This is a genomic window from Bifidobacterium commune (assembly GCF_900094885.1).
Classification (GTDB): domain Bacteria; phylum Actinomycetota; class Actinomycetes; order Actinomycetales; family Bifidobacteriaceae; genus Bifidobacterium; species Bifidobacterium commune.
In genome coordinates, this window is sequence record NZ_FMBL01000001.1 from 554763 (window position 1) to 574416 (window position 19654).

Genomic DNA, 19654 nt, shown 5'->3' on the forward strand with positions numbered 1-19654 from the left:
TGTTATGAAATTACCGTTGAATGTCAATCGATACAGTCCCGATGCACGCAACATTTATATGACTGTACCGAATCTCGTCAGTCTGTTGCGTATCGTTTCAATTCCTTTTATTTCGTTGCTCATCGCACAGCACAAAATGGTTGCAGCACTTATTGTGCTTGCAATCTCCGCCGCAAGCGATAGCTTGGATGGAATTATCGCGAGGAAATGGAATCAAGTTAGTAAAATCGGACAGATTCTCGATCCAATCGCAGACCGATTGCTTATTTTCTGCAGTATTTTGGCTCTCGGATGGGCAGGCATCATCCCTTGGTGGATGCTCTTTATTGTGGGACTACGGGATTTTATTTTACTTGTTCTCATCTTTGTCCTTGCCCAACATGATTACGGCCCATTACCGGTTCATTTTGTCGGGAAAGCTGGAACCGCTCTGTTGATGATTTCCATAACTGCCCTTATTTTTGCGGATTTATGGGACAACATGTTTACTCAGGTACTTCACCTTGCTGCGCTGGCCGCAGGTATTTGGGGTGTCGCTCTCTATTGGATTGCCGGTTATATCTACATTCGTCAAGGTATAGCTTTGCTTCGTGACGATTCGATAAGCAATGACTGATATCAACAAACAGCGACCATCGTTCCCCGTAACGGTCGATGAGACACCTAGCAAGCGACGTGCGGTCTTTTCCAAAAACGTGACCGGCCTCGGGTCTTGGCATGTTGAAGATTATGGGCGAGCCATGCCGAGACGGCCGGTGCGTAAGGTCTACGACGACAGCCTTCATCTTATTGACGATCTGACTAACCGACCACTCGACCCCTTGTTTTCAGATGCGTTGCTGACGCAAAGCAAGTCCCTTTCCACATTTTCAGTGTGGTTCACACGGGTTATCGTTTTTATCATCTGTGTAGCTGTTGGCTGTGCGGGGTGTGTGTTTGTCCGTCAGCTCAGCACTGATCCGCGCAAGCAGGTACGCGCAAGTCTGGCAACAGAGTTGCAGCAACAAAATGCTGGGTTGAATAAGATTACGGGAGAAGTAACAAATCTGCACACTGAAGTGTTAAAAAAAGCCGATTCCATGCCCCAAAACTCTGACGATTCCCTACTTCGCAATGACGAGATGGCCAATGGCTCTCTCAAAGTCCAAGGACAAGGTATCGTCATTACGTTGGCTGACCCGATATCATCCGTCGACAACAATGATGGTGTCTCTCCCAGAGAAGGCACCGGCAATCACATTCGCGTCGTTACGGATGCCGATCTACAGGATATGGTTCGATCACTGTTCAAAGCCGGTGCCGAAGCAATCTCTATCAATGGATACCGTATCGGTGTTTCGACTTCCGTACGAACCGCGGGCCAAACGATTCTCATCGGTGTCAATCAGGTGACCAGTCCATATAAGATAGAATCCATAGGCAATCCGACCGATTTGGAGCAGCAAATGAGCAGCAAATCAATACCCGGACTGTATGAGAGATTGAACACGGCCGGCATAAATCCACATATTACCAAGTCGCTTTCCTTGAAATTGGATGCTGCTGAAACCGTCAACATTACAGACGCGAAAAGGAGCAAATGATGACAGCTGTGCTCGGACTGATTATCGGAGTCATTGTAGGCATTTTTGTCAAACCCGATATCCCCATCGTTCTGCAACCTTATCTTCCTATCATGGTCGTAGCAGCCCTTGATGCCTTGCTTGGCGCAGCTCGTGCTTATTTCGAACGTTCATTTTCCGATAAGGTATTCGTCATCTCGTTTATTTCCAATGTATTGACCTCAGCATTGCTCGTTTTGCTAGGCAACCAGCTGGGCGTTGGTTCCCAACTGCAAACCGCTGTCATCGTGGTCCTGGGCATACGCATCTTCTCCAACGTTTCCGCTATACGCAGGTTCATCTTCAAAGGCTGACGAAGCATGGCAGGCAAGAAATCACACAACATACTCAACCGCATGCATTTGCAGCATGCGCAAGACAAGGAAAACGACCGTACAAATACCGGTACTTTCCCTGTTGTACGAAAGAAACCAATCCGTCAAATCGGCGGGAGTATCTATTCGAGACTAATGACCAGCTTGCTAATCATGTTGTTATGTGCATTACTCGGTTTTGGCTACGCCATCCAGCTCAACAACAAAACCTCAAGTTATGAGACAATGAGCGAAGAAGAACTTACTCGACTCATCAGCGAAACCAGTACTCAGGTCCAGAATCTCCAACAGCGAAAAACGGAACTCACAGGTCAGCTCGATTCTTTGAAAGCCGCGGCAAACAAGCAGCAGGAAGCCCAGCGTATAGCAAAGGAAAATGAAGAAACCAGCGGTTTGTTGTCCGGTAGACTCCCTGCAAAGGGCAAGGGCGTCGTCATCACCATTTCACAAGGAGCCAAGGAGCCTATCGACGCGGCGACAATGTTCCAGCTTCTTGAGGAATTACGAAATGCCGGTGTTGAAGTCATGGCTCTCGATAACGTGAGAGTGGTGACCTCAACCTATGTTACCGATATCCCGAAGGGGCTGGAATGCGATGGAAAGACGCTCAAAGCTCCTTACGTGGTCAAGGCTATCGGTGATCCTCAAAACCTTCAGAATGCCGTTAATATCGCGGGTGGCGTAGGATCTCGTTTTAAGGTTAAATTCGGTGCCGATGTTACTGTAATGCCTTCGGATAGTGTAGATATCAGTGAAACTCGTGAAGTTGGACAATATAAGTACGCGAAACCGGTAGAATAGTATCATGACTAATCCGATTCCTAGTGCGGGCGAGACGACCATCATTGGACTGCCTGCTGTGAATATTCCTGTCACCTCCACAGGAAACCGTCCTCTTACACAGGAGGATCTCGACACCATTGCAAGGCTTTCACCAGGCTCTGCGCTGCTGATTTCCACCAGAGGAGCCGCTTCCGGTTCTCGTTATTTGCTTGACGAGAGTGAAGTCAGCGTTGGACGAGATCCCCATGCAGATATTCTGCTTGATGATTCCACTGTTTCACGTGCACATGCCGTGTTCCGGCGCCTTGGCGAGACATTCGAAGTTGATGATGCGGGCAGTCTTAACGGCACATATGTCAATCGTGAGCGCGTCGATCATGCCACGTTGAGTAATGGCGACGAAATCATGATTGGCAAGTTCCGTCTGGTATTTTTCGCACCTAAGGCTATATCTGCTAAATAGCACATCCGATAGCAGTTAAAGCAATTGGTATCAGCAGGGGAGGGAGTTTTGATGAATGTCCGAGAAAAGACCTTGTCTGTATCTCCCTCAGTGACTGACAGAGTCACCAGACTCAATCGTGTCGATAGTGAAAACACTAAGCCGGTCGACTTGGTGCAAGGCGAACTGTTTTCCATGTCAGTCGATAGTGAAGAAACAAAAGGATACCGGGGGACTGTGGCATCGAAAGTTGCCGGCATTACATACCGTCAGCTTGATTACTGGGCGCGCAAGCAGATTGTTGTCCCTTCCATTACGCGTTCACATGGTTCTGGTTCACGTCGACTTTACTCATTCAGGGATGTGCTCATTCTCTCGGTTTCCAAAAAGTTGCTGGATACAGGCGTTAATCTGCAGAATGTTACTTCGACTATCGGCTTTCTCAGTTTGCGTAGCTGCGCTGAACTTGAGCACCTGACCGTCATTTGTGACGGACAGGATGTCAAGGAATGCGAAAGCGGCGATCAAGTTCTTGAATTCCTCGATCGGGGGACTGCCGTTTTTGCAGTTTCCGTGGGAAAGCTGTGGAAACAGGTCGAAAAGGAACTGGAAAAAGAACCATATTTTGATGTTCATTTCTCAGGTTCTTCACCCTTGATAGCACGTTCGTCACCGATAGAAGATATCGCTGTTGCGAGGATGCGCGACAAGCTTGAGGCTCAGCGTGTCGAACGCTCAGCTCAACAGTAATGAAAGAAAAGTTAGACAACTGTTTTCATTGTTAGTCTAAGTAAGTGCAACGATCTAGCTAAGTCGTATTATTCTTTGGGAAACCTATTTATGAAAACCGGAAACATGATATTCAACATTTTGCCAGGTGCACTATGGGTTGCCGCATTATTTTGGTCATTGGGGATTTGTGCCATCTGCATCGCAAATGGAGCACTTCGTAAACGAACAGATTCTCGCAAGGTTCCGACAGTTCAATGGTCGGTTGTTATTATGCAGGTGGTCTCACTGGTATTGTGCTGCGTTCCCTATGGCATATATAAAATCTGTCATGCCAAAATCTCGAACCAAATACGATACCTTTATGCCAGCTCCGGCATACCGTCCGCAGTTTTGCTCGGAGTGTTCTTTATTGGTGAACTGGTGCTGATGTATCTTCAAGCCAGGCGTGCCCAGTATGACATCATCGATGATGTGTTGGCCAAACGACATCAACGTTCTTAATATACCTAACCATGATTCATAATAATTTCTTCAATCGTTTACTTGATGGATAGGGGAATATCCTGATTTCACACACATGAAAAGCCTGTTTAACTTTAATGTAGTGAACTAAGCAATGTCCGTAATCTGACATAACGTACATTATCGGATAACTGTGCTGCAGTCTATACATTAATAAGTATTCAACAAGACACACAGATTCTCAGACTAACATCATTTATTAATAACAAGACGGTTTTATCAGGTTTATAACGAACCCGATAAAACCGTCTTGAAGTTCTTAAGATTTTATTCGTAGTCTGGAAACCAGCCGTCACGATGCATTTGCAAACGCTTATCGAGCAGCTCTTTGAGCTCATCTTCGGTACGGCGCTCCATGAGCATGTCCCAATGGGTACGCGTCGGTTTCTTGGTTTCGTCAGGTTCCTCGGAATTAGCATCCTCAAGCTTGGCGATCTCACCGCAACGGCATTCCCATTCTGCAGGAATCTCGGCTCCTTCGGCAAACGGAAGAATGGTACGATGTCCTTTTGGACATACATATGCCACATCCATACGTTCAGCAAAATCAACGTTGTCGTCCGATTCCAGGGATTTTGCACCGATACTCATACCACGCAGACTGCGTTCCGCCATAAATTCTCCTTAACGATATCTACTTCCAACCTACTGAACAGTTTGGACGATTCTATTATTCCGCTTTCTTGCCATAAACGAATACTACTCGACACCTGAATAGGCAACGATTCCACGATTGATGAGTTTATCTGCTTTTCGAGCAGTTTGCGCAAGATGTGGATTGTTATTTTGATAATATTGCGACGCTGAAGATATCTGCTGCAGAATGTCGGAAAGTCGTTTGGCGTTGCGAACAAAATCACCGCCTGTCAACTCACTTCGTCGCAGAATCTGTGATAGTTCCTCTCCCCTTGCCCAGTCGTAAATCGCATCTACAAGGCCAAAATCAAGAGTCTCCAAATCATCGAGATCAGCGTCCTCACGCATCATTTCCACATCCGCAAACACTTCACGTAGCGACTGGCATGCAGCAGCAACTGGTCCATTAATGCCTCCAGGATAACGACGCGGTTCACTTTCACCACCTCGTCGAGACTGATAAACCAGCGACGACAGTGTAGCGCACAGTTCATCTGGTTCAAGCAAATCTAGGAATCCATCGGCAATGGATTCGGAAAGCACCAAATCGTACTCGCTGTATATCTGTCGAAGTAATTGACCGCGGACCGTCAATTGACGATCGTGGCCGGCACACCTGGACTGAGGGCCGTCACTGCTAACAGAAACTTGCTCAAGATAGCCTAACTCGGAAAGGATATCGCAGATTCGGTCAAATTGACGCGCCACAGAACCTGTACGCGATTCATACCGGTCTTTGACATGCTTCAGTTCCTTGGTTTCACGCAGCCAGCGATGACCCCATTTGAGATGGTTCTGGAAGTCTGGGCATGATCGACAAGGATGCTCGTTTTCCTCGATCTTGAGTTGAGCAATTTGCTTGTCCAATGCAAGGAAGGACTTGGTTCGCTCCTCGGCGTTGTGGAAGTTAGTTCGCTTAAGATGCCGACGCTCATCTTTTTGCAGGTAAGAAAGTCGTTGACGTAGGGTCATGAATACCTTGAAGTCACCCCGAGAACAATGGAACGCTTGTTCGTATCCTTGTGCTGCCTGTTCCAGGACTTGGATACGCGATTCTAGATCTTCGGCGGATTCGTTGGCTTCCCACTGTGCGAATGAATGGTCAAGTGTGTCACGAGCCGTGTCATAACTGCTGGAATTGAGCAGATTAACAGCCATGTTGAATGTCGGTTTGAAACTTGAATGGAGCGGATAAACACGCTTGCTTGAGAGCGAGGCTGCCGCTGCGGGGACGAAATCGCGGTGATCGACGATTACCGCATGGCCTATGGTATCAATGCCGCGGCGGCCAGCTCGACCGGTCAACTGAGTGTATTCTCCGGGCGTAAGCGGAACATGGTGGACCCCATTGAATTTTTCAAGCTTTTCGATGACAACACATCGTGCTGGCATGTTTATGCCAAGCGCCAACGTTTCCGTAGCGAAAACCATTTTCACCAGGCCTTCTTCGAAAAGACGCTCGACGATTTGACGGAACAAGGCAATCATTCCTGCATGATGTGGTGCGAAGCCTTCTTCGAGCGCGTAACGGAAACGTGCGAAGCCGAGCGCTTTGAGATCGTCGTAGTCAAGTTCGCCTTCGACCATCTCATTGACAATAGCTCTGATTCGCCCAACTTCATCCTTAGTAGTCAGTTCTAGCCCTGCATTCAGGCACTGCTCGACTGCTTCGTCACAACCTTTTCGGGAAAAAATGAAGTAGATGCCCGGCAGCATTCCCATGAAGTCGAGTTCATCGACCGTTGCCCATCTACGCGGCGTGTAGCGACGGGCCTTGCCTACTCTCCTTCTTTCGCGTCCTCCCCCGCGATTACGTCGTTTGCCTCCTGTTCGGGATTGCGCATACGCTTCACGGGCTGCCATACGGTCGATTTGATCGATTCGCTCGACCAACCTGGCATTTAGCCTATCTGTTTGCGTTCCATCCTGGTTATGACGATAGAGATCAAACAACTCAGGCTCATGTCGATCGTCGTACTGCACCATCACATGTTGTTCGAGAGGAACAGGACGCTTCTCCGAAACCACGAGTTTGGTCGAGCCCCGAACCGATTCAAGCCAAGCGCAAAAATCCTCGACATTGGAAACTGTTGCCGACAACGCAACGATTTTCGCCTGTTCAGGCAAGTGAATAATGACTTCTTCCCAGACTGGGCCACGGAATTTGTCCGCGAGATAGTGCACCTCATCGAGAATTACATACCGCAAAGTGTTCAATGTAGCTGCTTTTTCATAGATCATATTGCGAAGAACTTCGGTGGTCATTACCACGAGATTCGCTTCTGAATTGATGGAGGTGTCCCCCGTCAACAAACCGACTTGATCGACACCATAAAGATTAACCAAATCGTGGTACTTCTGATTACTGAGCGCTTTGATCGGAGTAGTATAAAACGCCTTGACATTGTTCGCCTGCGCCAGATACATCGCAAAGTCAGCGACGATGGTTTTCCCTGCACCCGTGGGGGCGGCCACCAACACATTATTGCCGGCTTCCAACGCTTTGTTGGCCTCGATTTGAAAATCATCCAGCTCAAATGACAATGCTCCCGCGAAGCGAGCTGCATCGGTTTTTTCATAACTGCTTCGTGTCTTGAAGGCTGCGTATCGCTGTGAAGGCGAAAGATTCCCGTCATCGTTCAAAGGCGTGACATCTACTCCGGTATCTTTTGACTCCACACAGCGCTTATAGCGCTTGTGATGATGTGGGTGACTCATAACTAGGAACTGTCGATTCATGTAAAGCCGGCAAAACCTATTACAAGTTCAACCAGCAAAACTGTTTAGGCTACAACGTTTCTGTTGCGGCCTTATGATTTATAGTTGTTGTTGCAGCTGGCAATAGCAATTGTTGATTTAATGAGATTGATCCGTCGTCATCCTGTTTTGCTGAATGAGTGACAGTCGTCTTTGTGTCTTGATTGAACGGTGTTTGTGTGAGGTTACGCTTTTTCCAGTTACTCCAGCGCTTAGCGTGCCTATTGTGCCTGGAAATCCGTCGTTCTTCAACAACGGTCTGTGCAAGACTGTAGCGATGTGCGGCAGTTGAAAGTGGCTGGGTAAACAGCGGCGGCTCAACCCCGCTTTCATCTTCCAACGGTTCCGACATGGCCGAAAGATAGCTCTGGACCTTTTCACCGGCTGCAGCCACGACACGAGTAGCACGAATGGCATGAATACCTGCATATACCAAACCGGCAATAAGGCTCAAAAGCATTAGGACTGCCAGTATGATCCAACCCCACCAATGCATCTCATCCCTCCCGGCCGTCGTTAATTCGTACAGCTATATTCAGTTTCGGTCTGTCATCTTTCGATGGCTGACTCACTCCTGCTCTTCATTGTTTTCTAGACTCAGTTCACGATGGGCACGAGCCAAAACCATCGTCAACAAAGGTTCTGGTGCAACAGCTGTGATATGTCGTGCGTGGGAAATCGCGAACGCCACAAACCACGAATCTGAGGAAACCATGAGGTGCACCTTCTCGCCATCACCGTACGGTTCAACGGTTGCGCCAGACAAGGTCTTAACAAATGGGAGATCGCGCTTGTCTGTGATAAACACCGTTGGGGTGCCGTTGTCGAAACTCCACTTACGCAACTCAGAAACTGGAACGTCCGGGATATCGAGTTGAACAAGAGGCTTGACCAGTTCCGCCTTTTCGATGCGTGAAAGGCGAAGAACCTGCCATATACGAGGCAAACCATTAGCCTTATTGATCGTCGTATCCTTGGAGACGAACTCTTTCTTTTCTTTCGGAGCGGCCTTGGATACATCTGTCCAAACAGCTACATAATACACGCCTTCATCAACAAAGATTTTGGAAGGCGCCACAAGCTTACGACGGGTCCGTCCAGTGCCATCCGTGTATTCCATATCCAACAGCGAATCAGTTGAGATGGCCCTCTTAACCACGTCGAAACTGCGAGGCTCTACCTCATATCCTGTCAGACTCAACCAAGGTGTTTCTCCCGGCTTGACGTGCTGTCGCAGCTTGAAGTACAGGGATTCGGCCTGCTCGCGCTGTTTAGCCGGCAACAACGACGAGTGAGCTAGATAACTGACAGAAGCGGTCAACATGCTCAGATACTGCTGCGAGATACCGGCCAAGCGTTCAAGGCCCAGCGAATTGGTGGCCGAGACGATGCCGTCGGCATCCAGCAATGACCAATCAATGTCGAAAAACTGACTGCCTGCCATTTCACCGTCATCTGAAACAGTGGTCAACGTATTGATGTCCTTGCGGATTACTGCCACGCCCTTCTTGCGTTCATCATCGTTTTTCGGTTCGCCGATAAAACGCTGCGCCAGTTCCTCAAGCGAATATTCTTCACCAAGATGTGCGGAAAGGAAAAGCATAAGCCGCAGTCTGCGATCAACTTCACTTCCGGTCTGGAATGACGAGCTGCGCTTCGAGTGCGACTTGGAAGCTTCTTGATTTACGTCTCCGTTGACCGTTTGCTTACTAATCGCAGGAGTGACAATACTTTCGCGGGCATCGCCCAGGCTTGCATCGGCTAGCGTAAATTTGGAGGCGGCCTCTAGACGACGATTCCAAGCGTCAACTGCTTCCTGGGGGGAAACGACAGAAGAACCGGGATGTTCGAGCATGAACATGGCCAAATCGTCTGAATCCGTGTAGGCCACATTCATGTGTCCACCGTCAACATCAATCGTGGCTGCGAAACGACGCTGATCAACAACCTTCATCAGATTATCCGGAATCGGCTGTGTTCCAAGCCCCGGAGCAATGGAATCAAGTCCGAGCCCGGGAGTTGGGGTCTGCGGCACACGCGGGGCGGTACGAGAAGCATGTTGATCGTCCTGCTTCAACGAAGAAGAGGAAACGGACATGGAACGCGCCAAATAATTCGCTGCGGCCAAGACAGGCAAGTCCTCCTGCTTAAAACGCAGGCGCACTCTGGGCTCATCACCCAACTGCAGGCGGTATGATGCAAAATCCTGACCTTCGGACTTAGAGGAATATTCGGGTTGGCGTGACTCGATCGCAATACCCATTGCTGCAAGTTTGGCGCGATCTCGCTGGAACTGCTTCGCGAACGCTGCTTTAGCAGCCTGGTCGGCCAGTTCGCCATACGAATCGGCATATGCCTTGACTCGCTGAGCTATCTGACGGGAAGTCAGCCATTGAGGGAACGCAGATGATAAAACGGCGAGCACATCCAACTCATGTTTACCCCATTTGTCGGAGAAACGACGCCTCCCGTTGCTTCCTTCTGCCATTGGTCCTCACGTATCGTTAATGTTCACATACAAGCGCGCGTCTTATTACGCACACCACTGTCTATATTAGATGCTTTTCCGCGGAATTGCGAATTTTCACAAATTTAATGTTTTTTCTCACGATTTTTTGGTCTTTACGGCAGTTTGAGATCATTCTCAACCTCAACAACTTGCTCGATTACGTCAAATCAAGGTTGAGAATGAAGCTTTTAGCCGTCTCCCTTCAAGATATCTTTTGGGTTCGTCCTACCACATCCAGTCATCTGGCTCTATTCCCTGCGGGCCAACAAATTCCCCGTTAGGCACGTAGCTTGGTTTACCCTCGTCTTCAAGCACTGCGTCACCATAGAAGACGACATTGTGTCCAAAAGTCCAATCACCGCGGATAGTAACGGAATTAGCAGCCGCCAAGGAAGGGATGGAATATGGGAAACGCTCATTGAAGTCTTCCATATTGTGGTAATAACGCGGATCCAGTCGGACGTCCGGGAACAGATAGTTACCGTCCTCCATCTCGTAGCTGTCGGTCAGGTGGAACCTGTCAGAGCGCATGATGAAAAGGTCGTCCGTTGTTTTCACTGGTAGGAAGCGCATACGGTCGACCTGCACACAGATCGCTCCATCGAAATGTCCAATCGCCGCACCCATAGCTGTCTCCAGCTGAATGACCTTGGTTGAATCCGGATCCGTGGGATCAACGGTTTTGTAATTCTGAATGACCGGCAGCGGCAACACACCGTCGTATCGTGCAAGCATGTCTTTCAACGCGTCAACCCGTACCCAAATACTGTTCGTGTTGAAATAAGGATGGCGGCTGATGTCTTGGGCTGCGTCCTGATCGTTTTCGTGAACCTGCGTCATTTCCCTGAGGACAAGACGACCGGTCTTTTTATCACGTACGAAATGTCCACCTTTTCGATCTGCTTCTGTTCGATTGGCTACCTCAACCATAAACGGCGCGCCGGTATCTTCGAAATATTGCGCCAAAGTACGGGACGGACGAGCGCCAAGGTTGTCGGAGTTTGAAATGAACAAGTACTCAAAACCGTTGTCTTGAAGAGCATCCAAGAGCCCTGATTCCCAAATGGTGGAAAACAGGTCGCCGTGTCCCGGAGGGCACCATTCAAGCGTCGGGTCACTCGGGAATTCAACGGGTTTACCCGTACTGAGGTCAATTTTAGGTTCCTGGTGTTGCACGATTTCCAGAGGAATATCGTCCTGACGGAAATTCTTCGTGTGCTTGATCACCTTCATGGTGTCTTGAGAAGTACGAAAAGAATTCATCAGGGTGAGCGGCAATGGAACGTTAAGGCGCTCGCGTGCGGTCATTACCTGTCCGATGATGATATCGATAAAGCGCATCCTACGCGCCTTGTGGCGACGCACCGGAAGCAACGATTTTGCGGTGTCAAGGCCCATGGATGTGCCAAGGCCACCGTTGAGTTTCAGAAACGCCGTTTTGGCGAATGCATGCACCGCCTGATCGTGATCGATGGTTTTGTAAACGTCATGGAAGCTCGGCACATCCTGCAATGGCTCAACATCGTCCTCACGAATCCAGCTACTGGCATCGTCATGCTGCCATTGAGTGTACAGTCTTTTGAATTGTGCGATGGAAACATCGCTCATCCCTTGTTCGCGCATTTTTTGCGCCGATGCCTCAAATGCGTCTTCCACGCCGCACCTCTTTCCTACCCAATTTCTATTGCTTCGGCTGCTGGCCTCTGACGAGGCTGAAACCTACATAGTTGGCTAATCTTACTCGTTTTTCCGAAAGCTTGCTTAAGCAGGCAGAAAACCGGTGTTTCGTGCCAGCACAAAAAACACTAGAAAACCGATCCTGAAGAAGATATCACAAGAGCTCAAGACGTGTGAAACCTGGCCAATCGGCAGAGAGTTTACACCCAGCGCAGGGATGCGCCGAGACCTTCGATCTGCATTGGGTAGATTACTCAAAGAGGAAAAAGCGAATCTCCTTTGCCTGCCGCCCATTCCAATATTTATTTGAATCGGATCTTGGAGACCTTGTCTAGGTACCTGTGACGGCGCTTAGGTGTAGAACCGGTGATGCCGCCGAAATTGACCCACCTGCGCCCCTTCATCCCGAGCTGTTTGAGAGTGCTGTCGATGAACACCCGTTTCACGCCGTTACCGGCCATAAGCCTCAGCCAGATAGTCGGCGAGGTGGAGGTCGTGAACACGTAGGTGTGGCGTATGTTGCCCAGCTCACCGTGGATTCCGGTGGAGGTGACGGTGTGGCTCAACCCCTCGCCCTCTTTCATGACCTTGTCGATGAAGCCTTTAAGCATTCCTGGTACGCTGTTCCACCAGATCGGCGTGACGAACACGATGCTGTCGGCTGAGCGAACCATGTCGAGGTATTTCTCGGTCAGGGGGTCATGGGTTCCTCCAGTATGGAAGAGTCGTAGTTCCTCCTTGTCATAGACAGGGTTGAATCCTTCGGCGTAAAGGTCGATGAGCCGCGTCGAATGTCCTTGGTTTTCCAACGCCTCGAGGACTCGGCCAAGAATGGCGTGGTTGAAGCTCTTCTCGTAGGGATGGCAGTACACGACGCCATAGTTACCCATATGCGTTCCTTCCAGTTTATTGTTCGTAGATGGCGTTCGTATTCGAAGAGGGTGGCGAAAATCATAATCCGAAACGGATTCAATGACGTCGGGCACCCAGAAAATCCTGCAGCGTAATCCTGAGTGATTGCTCGTCGTATGCGACGGTTCCATGACGTACCAGCAGGCTGTAGCCTTGTATAAACGACCAGACTTGGATGAGCAGAAGGTCCGGGTCGCGGGCGTTCACGTACTGGCTGCTGGATTGTTCGACGATCGCACGCAACCGGGAGAGGAACACCGGTGGTGTGCCGCCATATCCACTTTTTGCCGCATTGGCGTACAACGGCCCATAGAAGAAGAAATCGACTAGATTCGGGTTTGTCCGTGCCAACGAGAGCAGCTCCACACCGACATGCAGAAGAGCGTCGAACGCATCCGTGCAACCTCCGTCCTCCGGAATCACGCGTCGGGCAAGATCCTCCGAGACCACGTAGCCCGCCCGGACCAACAAATCCTCCTTGTCGGGGAAATGACGATACAGGGAGCCTGTGGTCAGCCCAGCAGACGAGGCGATGTCGCGCAGGGAAATATTCGTGTACCCGTGGCGCTCGATGGCCTTGACTGTCTCCGTCAACAAGCGCCGTTCCGAATCACTCCCTGAATGCGCCATATCCCCCCCCTAAAATGAAGATAACGCTGTTATCTTACCACAGAAGATAACAGCGTTATCAATTGAGTTTCACCCATTTCGTTTGACCGTTCACGCAAAGACCGGGCTATTTAACGCAAGACCACGGCATACACCAACTCGGTTCATCTACCCGACTTGTCGGTCGTCAAATCCACTCGACTTCTTCCTGCAAGGAAAGTCAACGCGTCCCATCACGACAAGAGCGGCACCGATGGACAAGGCAACCCCTATGACATTGCCAGCGGTGGACATCATCGAGACCAGCGAAAGCAAAGGCATCAACGGTAGCCACTGCACCTCCATACGCAAGAACCAGCGCGCCCTCCTCGACCGCAACGAACTCGAACGCCTCCCCACCAACACCTGCATCTACCTGCTACGAGGAGTACGACCATTCATATCAAAGAAAAGTCTTTAGTCGTATTCCTTTTTTGAGTTCATTCCTATCAAAAACCGGACCACTGCCGGGTTACGGTTCCCAATCCTTCTGACAGACGTTTCCCTGCAAGCGGAAACTGCACGTCCGGTACGGGTTTCCGGTTCTTCTATACCTGTTGTCTGACTTGATGTGACACATGTCCATACTGGGTATGTTGTGATTGCTGCTATCATTTCGTGTCATGGGTGGATCAGGAGCAACGAGACGGCATCGGCCAGCCGGACTGGCACGTCGACATGGACGCCATCAATTTACCGATCGAGTCAGGAACAACCCCGGCGAAGATCCCATGAAAGTCGAACAGGACCACTAGGGGTGCAAAGGCATAAGCGAAGCCGCCCGAGCACGCGAGTTCTGCGGCAACTAGACCTCGAAGGCGAGGGCGACCCACAGCGCGGCCTGCAGTTCATCCGAGAGCACGGCATGCAGATAACCACCGGTTCGCCAGGAGGCGACTTCCTTGAAAGCACACGTCATATGACGATCAGAAACAAAAGCTCGACGAGTTCACTAAACTCCTGCAACAGAAAATCGGCTGATGCGAAAATCAACATCAAATAAGCTAAGCTGTGCCTCGCTGCGCTGGCCGTCTTGTTGGTGGTCGTGTTCGCGTTCGTCGGCAAGTCGTAGAGGTCCTGCTACGAGTCGTTCCCCCAGGTCCACAAGCGAGGCGTCGACATCGTCACCCAGACCAACGCCCTTTTCGAGACCAAGGCATGGACCAACTGGCACGGCAGTCGCGTGCAAGATGCCGTCAAATGCAGCGGCAGGAAAGACATCCGAGTCGATATGGACAACGACTCCGGAGCGGAGGAAATGATCACTAAGATCTCTGTCATCAAAGGCGACCTACTCGTCTCCCATATCGCTGCCAGTCATGCTTTTGTCGCGCTCGTCGTCCCCAGACCTGCTGGTGGAGCGCAGGGCGGACCGGCCGTCACGAGGAAGACGGATTGACCGAACCGTCGGCGTGGAGAGAACAATAACGAAAAATCGTGTCTGAATCGTGTATTGGAATGATTCGGACACGACCTTTATATTTTCTTCACCATCGCAACCGTCACCATCGTCCACAAAATCGAAATATTGAATCCGGTGTCCCGCGCTGGCGCGTCCATCGCCGTGAATCCACGGCGCGACAGCAAAACTGTCAAGCTCGGGACTATCATCAGCAGTCCAGTATCTTGAATTCGTTGGGAAATAAGGTATTCGAAACTACATAGCCGTCAGGGAAAGCATGCATCCCGGTATCCGGAAGGTACCTGTCATTAGTGCCAAAAACGACGGAGGCCTGCAGTCATCGTGTCTAATCGTGTCTGGAATCAAAAAAGCTTGAATCCACTGTTTCGAAACATCGGATTCAAGCTCATCCCGTCGGGTCGGCGGGATTTGAACCCGCGACCCCTTGACCCCCAGTCAAGTGCGCTACCAAACTGCGCTACGACCCGAACTGTGCAAAAGCACCAGTCAGAAAGTCTAGCACACCTTTAAGAAACTGGCCATTCGGCGTGGCGCGGGTTACATCAGGGTTGCGTCAAATACCACAATCCCTTCGTTAAAACAACAACGGACTAACTGTTGATACATGGTTACGTAACCAGTGATATCGGCCGATACGCCCTACTTCCTCTTTGCCTTGCGTTCACGGATGTGCACCGAAATTTGAATGGGCGTGCCTTCGAAACCGAACTCCTCACGAAGCTGATGCTCGATGTACCGGCGGTAGCCATGCTCAAGGAATCCGCTGGCGAAGATCACGAATCGCGGAGGTCTGGTCGAGGCCTGTGTCGCGAAGAGAATACGAGGCTGTTTCCCGCCACGCAGCGGGTGCGGATGTGCAGCCTGAATGCGGCCGAGGAACGAGTTGAGTTTGCCTGTCGGCACACGCTGATCCCAAGACTCCAGTGCCGTGCTCATGGCGCTCAACAAGCGGTTGGTGTGCCAACCGGTCTTAGCAGAAAGGTTGACACGCTGTGCCCATGTAACGCGTTCGAACTCGGTTTTCCACAAACGTTCGAGGCGCTGCCGGTCGAAGTCGTCCATCAGATCCCATTTGTTGAACACCAGAACGATGGCACGCCCGGCATCCACGGCCTGGCTCATCACTTTGAGATCTTGGTCGGAAATCGGTTGCGAAGCATCAAAGAGGACCAAAGCAAGTTCGGAACGTTCGATTGCTGCTTGTGTGCGAAGCGAGGAATAGTATTCAGCCCCTGACAGCTTGTGCAATCTGCGCTTGATGCCGGCAGTGTCGATGAATAACCAGTCCTCGTCACCGATGGTGATGACTTCATCTACAGGATCGCGTGTGGTTCCGGCGAGATCATTGACAACGCTGCGCTGCTCATGTGCCAGCTCATTGAGCAGTGAGGACTTGCCTACATTCGGCTTGCCGATGAGAGCAACACGCCGCAGACCCGTTGGGGTAAGAAAGCCGGAAGTCTTCTTGGCTTTCGACAAGGTGTCCAAAACGACATCGAGCAAATCGCCAACACCTCGACCGTGCATGGCCGAAATGCCGTATGGCTCCCCTAGCCCGAGTTTCCAGAAATCGGCAGCCAAGTATTCACTGTTTGTATCGTCGATTTTGTTCACGGCGAGTATCACCGGTTTGCCACTTTCACGCAGCATTTTGACGATACGTTCATCAGTCGAAGTGATGCCGACCTGACCGTCAACAACCAGAACAACCGCATCCGAAAGCCCTACCGCTATCTGTGCCTGCGAGGCTATGGCCGATTCAATGCCTTCGACATCAGCTTCCCAGCCGCCAGTATCGATCAACTTGAAATCGGTGCCAGTCCATTCGGCGTCGTAGCTGACACGATCGCGAGTAACACCGGGGGTATCTTCGACCACAGCTGCACGACGGCCGAGAATACGATTGACCAGCGTTGATTTGCCAACATTCGGTCGACCGACGACGGCAAGTACTCCTACCGGTTTTTGGCTATAGGCATGGTTCTTGTCAAGTGTTTCGCCACCAAGCAATGCTTGGTCTTCGTCGTCGAGCTCATAGTCATCGAGGTTGGCCGCGTATTGTTTGTATGCCTGTTCCTCGACGGCCATGTCGACAAGCTCAATCAACTTGTCAAGCGTTTGTTCGAAGTTCAGGTCCGAATTGTCAACAGCAGTCACACCTGGTGCGGCCTCGACGAAACTGGTTGCTTTGGAGTCCGCCTTGTCTCGAGCGACGACGTTCTCGGGACCCATACCGGCGGTTTGCGTCGCTTGCCCCGACCTGCGCGCCTGACGAACTTCCGGACGTGCGGTCAACAAGACACGAACTTCCGCGTCTGGAGCAACGACAGTAGTGATATCTCGACCTTCAACAACGATTCCCGCACCCTTGGAGAAGGAATCCTGGGCAGCTTCACGATTGATGTATGCACGTTGAGCCGCAATCATCACATGCCGAACCGGAAGGATGTTGGACACCTTCGAAACGTGTGAAGAAACCGATGTGTCCCTAATCAACGAACTGATGTCTTCACCGTCGACCAAGACTTCGGGGTGCTCAGGATCTACCCCCATGTCGAAATGATCGCCGGTAAACCACTCACCCACCATCTCGGTGATTTCTTGCTCGTCAAGACTCTCTGCATCAAGATTGACGCCGTTATGCATGCACATCCATGCGGCAGCACGATACATGGCTCCGGTATCGAGGTAGGCATAACCAAAATATTTGGCTAATGCCTTAGAAGTAGAGGATTTACCGACTCCGGCAGGACCATCAATGGCTACTCGTATCACAGTCCGACCTCCTTGGAAAGCGAACGAACTTCGGTCTGCGAAAGTACACGGTACGACCCGGATTTCAAATCACCCAGCTTGATGGGGCCGATCTGCGTACGTACAAGTCTGCGCACCGGGAAGCCGATCGCACCAAAAATACGGCGGACGATACGGTTCTTGCCGGAGTGAAGCACCACCTTAACGATGGTCGAGTCACGCGAGGAATCGATAATTGCGCAATGATCGAGGCGAATAAGTCCATCGTCAAGATTGACACCTTGAGTAATGAGGCGACGGCAGATATTGCCACCAATGCGGCCGTCCAACGTGGCAATGTACGTTTTTTGGACCTGGTAACGCGGATGCATAACATGCTGGCTGAGCTCTCCGTCGTTGGTCATCAGAATCAGACCTTCGGTTTCATAGTCCAAACGGCCCATATGGAAAATATGCTCGTACTTGTCACCGATTATATCGCTGAGTGTGTAGCGCCCTTTCGGGTCATCCATGGTCGAGAGCACCTTTTTGGGCTTGTTTAACGCCAAGGTGACCAAGCGGTTGTCAAGCTTGATTCGAGATCCGTCAACACGTATCTGCTGACTGTTCGGGTCGACCCTGGTGCCAAGCTCGGTAACCAGCTCTCCGTCGACTTCCACTCGACCTTCGGTAATAATTTGCTCACATTTGCGTCGTGAGCCAAAACCGGCTTGCGCCAGCAATTTTTGAAGACGTGTTCCTTCGTCATAACTGTCTTGATGCGCTTTTTCGGCGCGCGAATATGCGTGTGGCATCGTTCTCCCAACGTGGCCATGCAGGAAAAGCTAAAAGCTTGCCCTACCGCTTTCCTTCTTATATATGCAAAATCCTGCAGGGCATGTCCTCTACAGGCAAGGTGCATGTCAAGTATACAGTACTTACCGCCCCGTTGCTATCATGTTGAATCGTAACGTACTATACCTGAAGGAAAAGTGATGTCACAACTAGAAGTACAACCTGTAGAAGAAACAAGCAAAACGAAAACATTGGCAGCGATTGGAAGCGAACTTATCGGAAGCTTCCTGATTTTTCTCACAATTTATCTCGTATCCTCGTTGAGCCCGTCGATGTATGGCGCAAGCGTACTGCTGATTGCTATAGCCACCGGCTTGGTCTACGCCGCGATGATTGCTGTCTTTGGACAGTTCTCCGGCGGGCAGTTCAATCCAGCAGTGACTTTGGTAGCTATATTAACCGGTAGAACCACAGTCTTAAACGGGATTTTCTACATTATCATGCAGCTTTGTGGGGCAATCGCAGCCGGATCACTTGTCCGGTTCATTCTGCCTACATCGCAGACCGCCACTGCAAAGATGTGGCTCTCCGCTGCTGTGAACGGATTTGATGAAGGTTCTGTTTCTGCAACGCAGCTGCAATCAGCGGGCTTAAGTTTTGGTGTGTTGCCTGCAGTTATCGTCGAGATTGCTGCGGCCATTATCATTATTGCTACGGCTGTTTACCTCATGAATCGAGATGACGTATCCAGCGTTCAGTCGGCCGCCTCCATGGGCATTGCTTACACCGTTGGTGTGATTTTGACTTATCCGATTACTGGTTCATCCCTTAACCCGGCGCGTTCCACCGGTATCGCCATTGCTGCACAAAATATCAAGCTCACGGTTAATCCGCTACATCAGCTGTTCATCTTCTGGATTTGCCCGATTCTCACTGCAGCAATTGTGAGCATCATCGTTATTACATGCAAAAACTTTGGGCAGAAAACTCCGGTTGAGGTCGTGGAAGTTGAAGAGAACGCTGAAATCAAGGAGGAAGACTTCGCTGATCCGACGAACCTTTCTGAAACGAATCCGTCGGGAGATGCAAACTTCGCCGATACTGATGCTGATGTTGAAAATGACTCCGCAACGGAAAAAATTTGATTAG

General features: G+C 50.4%; 18 protein-coding genes and 1 tRNA gene. 9 read left to right on the forward strand and 10 right to left on the reverse strand.

Features of this window, described 5'->3' with window-relative positions:
- Positions 1-4: 4 nt before the first annotated feature.
- From GA0061077_RS02160 to GA0061077_RS02185, 6 genes are all read left to right on the forward strand, one after another.
- On the forward strand, positions 5-616 hold the full coding sequence (locus tag GA0061077_RS02160; protein WP_091847268.1) for a CDP-alcohol phosphatidyltransferase family protein: 612 nt from the start codon (positions 5-7) through the stop codon (positions 614-616).
- Complete coding sequence (locus GA0061077_RS02165; RefSeq protein ID WP_091847269.1) at positions 609-1583, forward strand: DUF881 domain-containing protein; 975 nt, start codon at positions 609-611, stop codon at positions 1581-1583. Before GA0061077_RS02160 ends, GA0061077_RS02165 begins: the two co-directional genes overlap by 8 nt.
- On the forward strand, positions 1583-1915 hold the full coding sequence (locus GA0061077_RS02170) for a small basic family protein (RefSeq protein ID WP_091847608.1): 333 nt from the start codon (positions 1583-1585) through the stop codon (positions 1913-1915). Before GA0061077_RS02165 ends, GA0061077_RS02170 begins: the two co-directional genes overlap by 1 nt.
- A 6-nt stretch (positions 1916-1921) precedes the next feature.
- Complete coding sequence (locus GA0061077_RS02175; RefSeq protein WP_091847270.1) at positions 1922-2737, forward strand: DUF881 domain-containing protein; 816 nt, start codon at positions 1922-1924, stop codon at positions 2735-2737.
- 4 nt (positions 2738-2741) lie between these two features.
- Positions 2742-3182, forward strand: coding sequence for an FHA domain-containing protein (locus GA0061077_RS02180; RefSeq protein WP_091847271.1), 441 nt, complete (start codon positions 2742-2744; stop codon positions 3180-3182).
- A gap of 174 nt (positions 3183-3356) precedes the next feature.
- Complete coding sequence (locus tag GA0061077_RS02185) at positions 3357-3911, forward strand: MerR family transcriptional regulator (RefSeq protein ID WP_234696466.1); 555 nt, start codon at positions 3357-3359, stop codon at positions 3909-3911.
- 771 nt (positions 3912-4682) lie between these two features.
- Here the strand turns inward: GA0061077_RS02185 and GA0061077_RS02195 are convergent.
- From GA0061077_RS02195 to GA0061077_RS02225, 7 genes are all read right to left on the reverse strand, one after another.
- Positions 4683-5030: an RNA polymerase-binding protein RbpA gene (locus GA0061077_RS02195; protein WP_091847274.1), complete on the reverse strand. Its 348-nt coding sequence runs from the start codon at positions 5028-5030 to the stop codon at positions 4683-4685.
- Positions 5031-5114: 84 nt separating this feature from the next.
- Positions 5115-7769, reverse strand: a complete 2655-nt coding sequence (locus GA0061077_RS02200; RefSeq protein ID WP_091847275.1) for a DEAD/DEAH box helicase — start codon at positions 7767-7769, stop codon at positions 5115-5117.
- 70 nt (positions 7770-7839) lie between these two features.
- The gene (locus tag GA0061077_RS02205; RefSeq protein ID WP_143249582.1) at positions 7840-8262 is read right to left on the reverse strand and encodes a hypothetical protein; all 423 of its coding nucleotides are present in this window, start codon (positions 8260-8262) and stop codon (positions 7840-7842) included.
- Between the two features lie 114 nt (positions 8263-8376).
- Entirely contained in the window at positions 8377-10296 is a 1920-nt protein-coding gene (locus GA0061077_RS02210) for a helix-turn-helix transcriptional regulator (protein WP_091847277.1), read from the reverse strand.
- A 246-nt stretch (positions 10297-10542) separates the two neighbouring features.
- Positions 10543-11940, reverse strand: a complete 1398-nt coding sequence (locus tag GA0061077_RS02215) for a UTP--glucose-1-phosphate uridylyltransferase (protein WP_091847609.1) — start codon at positions 11938-11940, stop codon at positions 10543-10545.
- A gap of 356 nt (positions 11941-12296) precedes the next feature.
- Positions 12297-12884: an NAD(P)H-dependent oxidoreductase gene (locus GA0061077_RS02220; RefSeq protein WP_091847278.1), complete on the reverse strand. Its 588-nt coding sequence runs from the start codon at positions 12882-12884 to the stop codon at positions 12297-12299.
- Between the two features lie 79 nt (positions 12885-12963).
- Positions 12964-13536, reverse strand: a complete 573-nt coding sequence (locus GA0061077_RS02225; RefSeq protein ID WP_091847279.1) for a TetR/AcrR family transcriptional regulator — start codon at positions 13534-13536, stop codon at positions 12964-12966.
- A 250-nt stretch (positions 13537-13786) separates the two neighbouring features.
- Between GA0061077_RS02225 and GA0061077_RS02230 the strand changes: the two genes are divergently transcribed.
- Positions 13787-13975: a hypothetical protein gene (locus GA0061077_RS02230; RefSeq protein ID WP_143249583.1), complete on the forward strand. Its 189-nt coding sequence runs from the start codon at positions 13787-13789 to the stop codon at positions 13973-13975.
- A gap of 837 nt (positions 13976-14812) precedes the next feature.
- Complete coding sequence (locus GA0061077_RS06850) at positions 14813-14953, forward strand: hypothetical protein (protein WP_159426900.1); 141 nt, start codon at positions 14813-14815, stop codon at positions 14951-14953.
- A 417-nt stretch (positions 14954-15370) separates the two neighbouring features.
- Here the strand turns inward: GA0061077_RS06850 and GA0061077_RS02235 are convergent.
- The 3 genes from GA0061077_RS02235 to GA0061077_RS02245 form a co-directional block, all read right to left on the reverse strand.
- Positions 15371-15444, reverse strand: a tRNA-Pro gene (locus GA0061077_RS02235).
- Positions 15445-15616: 172 nt separating this feature from the next.
- On the reverse strand, positions 15617-17752 hold the full coding sequence (gene der, locus GA0061077_RS02240; RefSeq protein WP_091847281.1) for a bifunctional cytidylate kinase/GTPase Der: 2136 nt from the start codon (positions 17750-17752) through the stop codon (positions 15617-15619).
- Positions 17749-18525 carry a pseudouridine synthase gene (locus GA0061077_RS02245; protein ID WP_091847282.1) on the reverse strand — a complete coding sequence of 259 codons (777 nt, stop codon included), beginning with the start codon at positions 18523-18525 and terminating at the stop codon, positions 17749-17751. Before GA0061077_RS02245 ends, der begins: the two co-directional genes overlap by 4 nt.
- Before the next feature lie 180 nt (positions 18526-18705).
- Between GA0061077_RS02245 and GA0061077_RS02250 the strand changes: the two genes are divergently transcribed.
- The gene (locus GA0061077_RS02250) at positions 18706-19650 is read left to right on the forward strand and encodes an MIP/aquaporin family protein (protein WP_091847283.1); all 945 of its coding nucleotides are present in this window, start codon (positions 18706-18708) and stop codon (positions 19648-19650) included.
- The last annotated feature ends 4 nt before the right edge of the window (positions 19651-19654 follow it).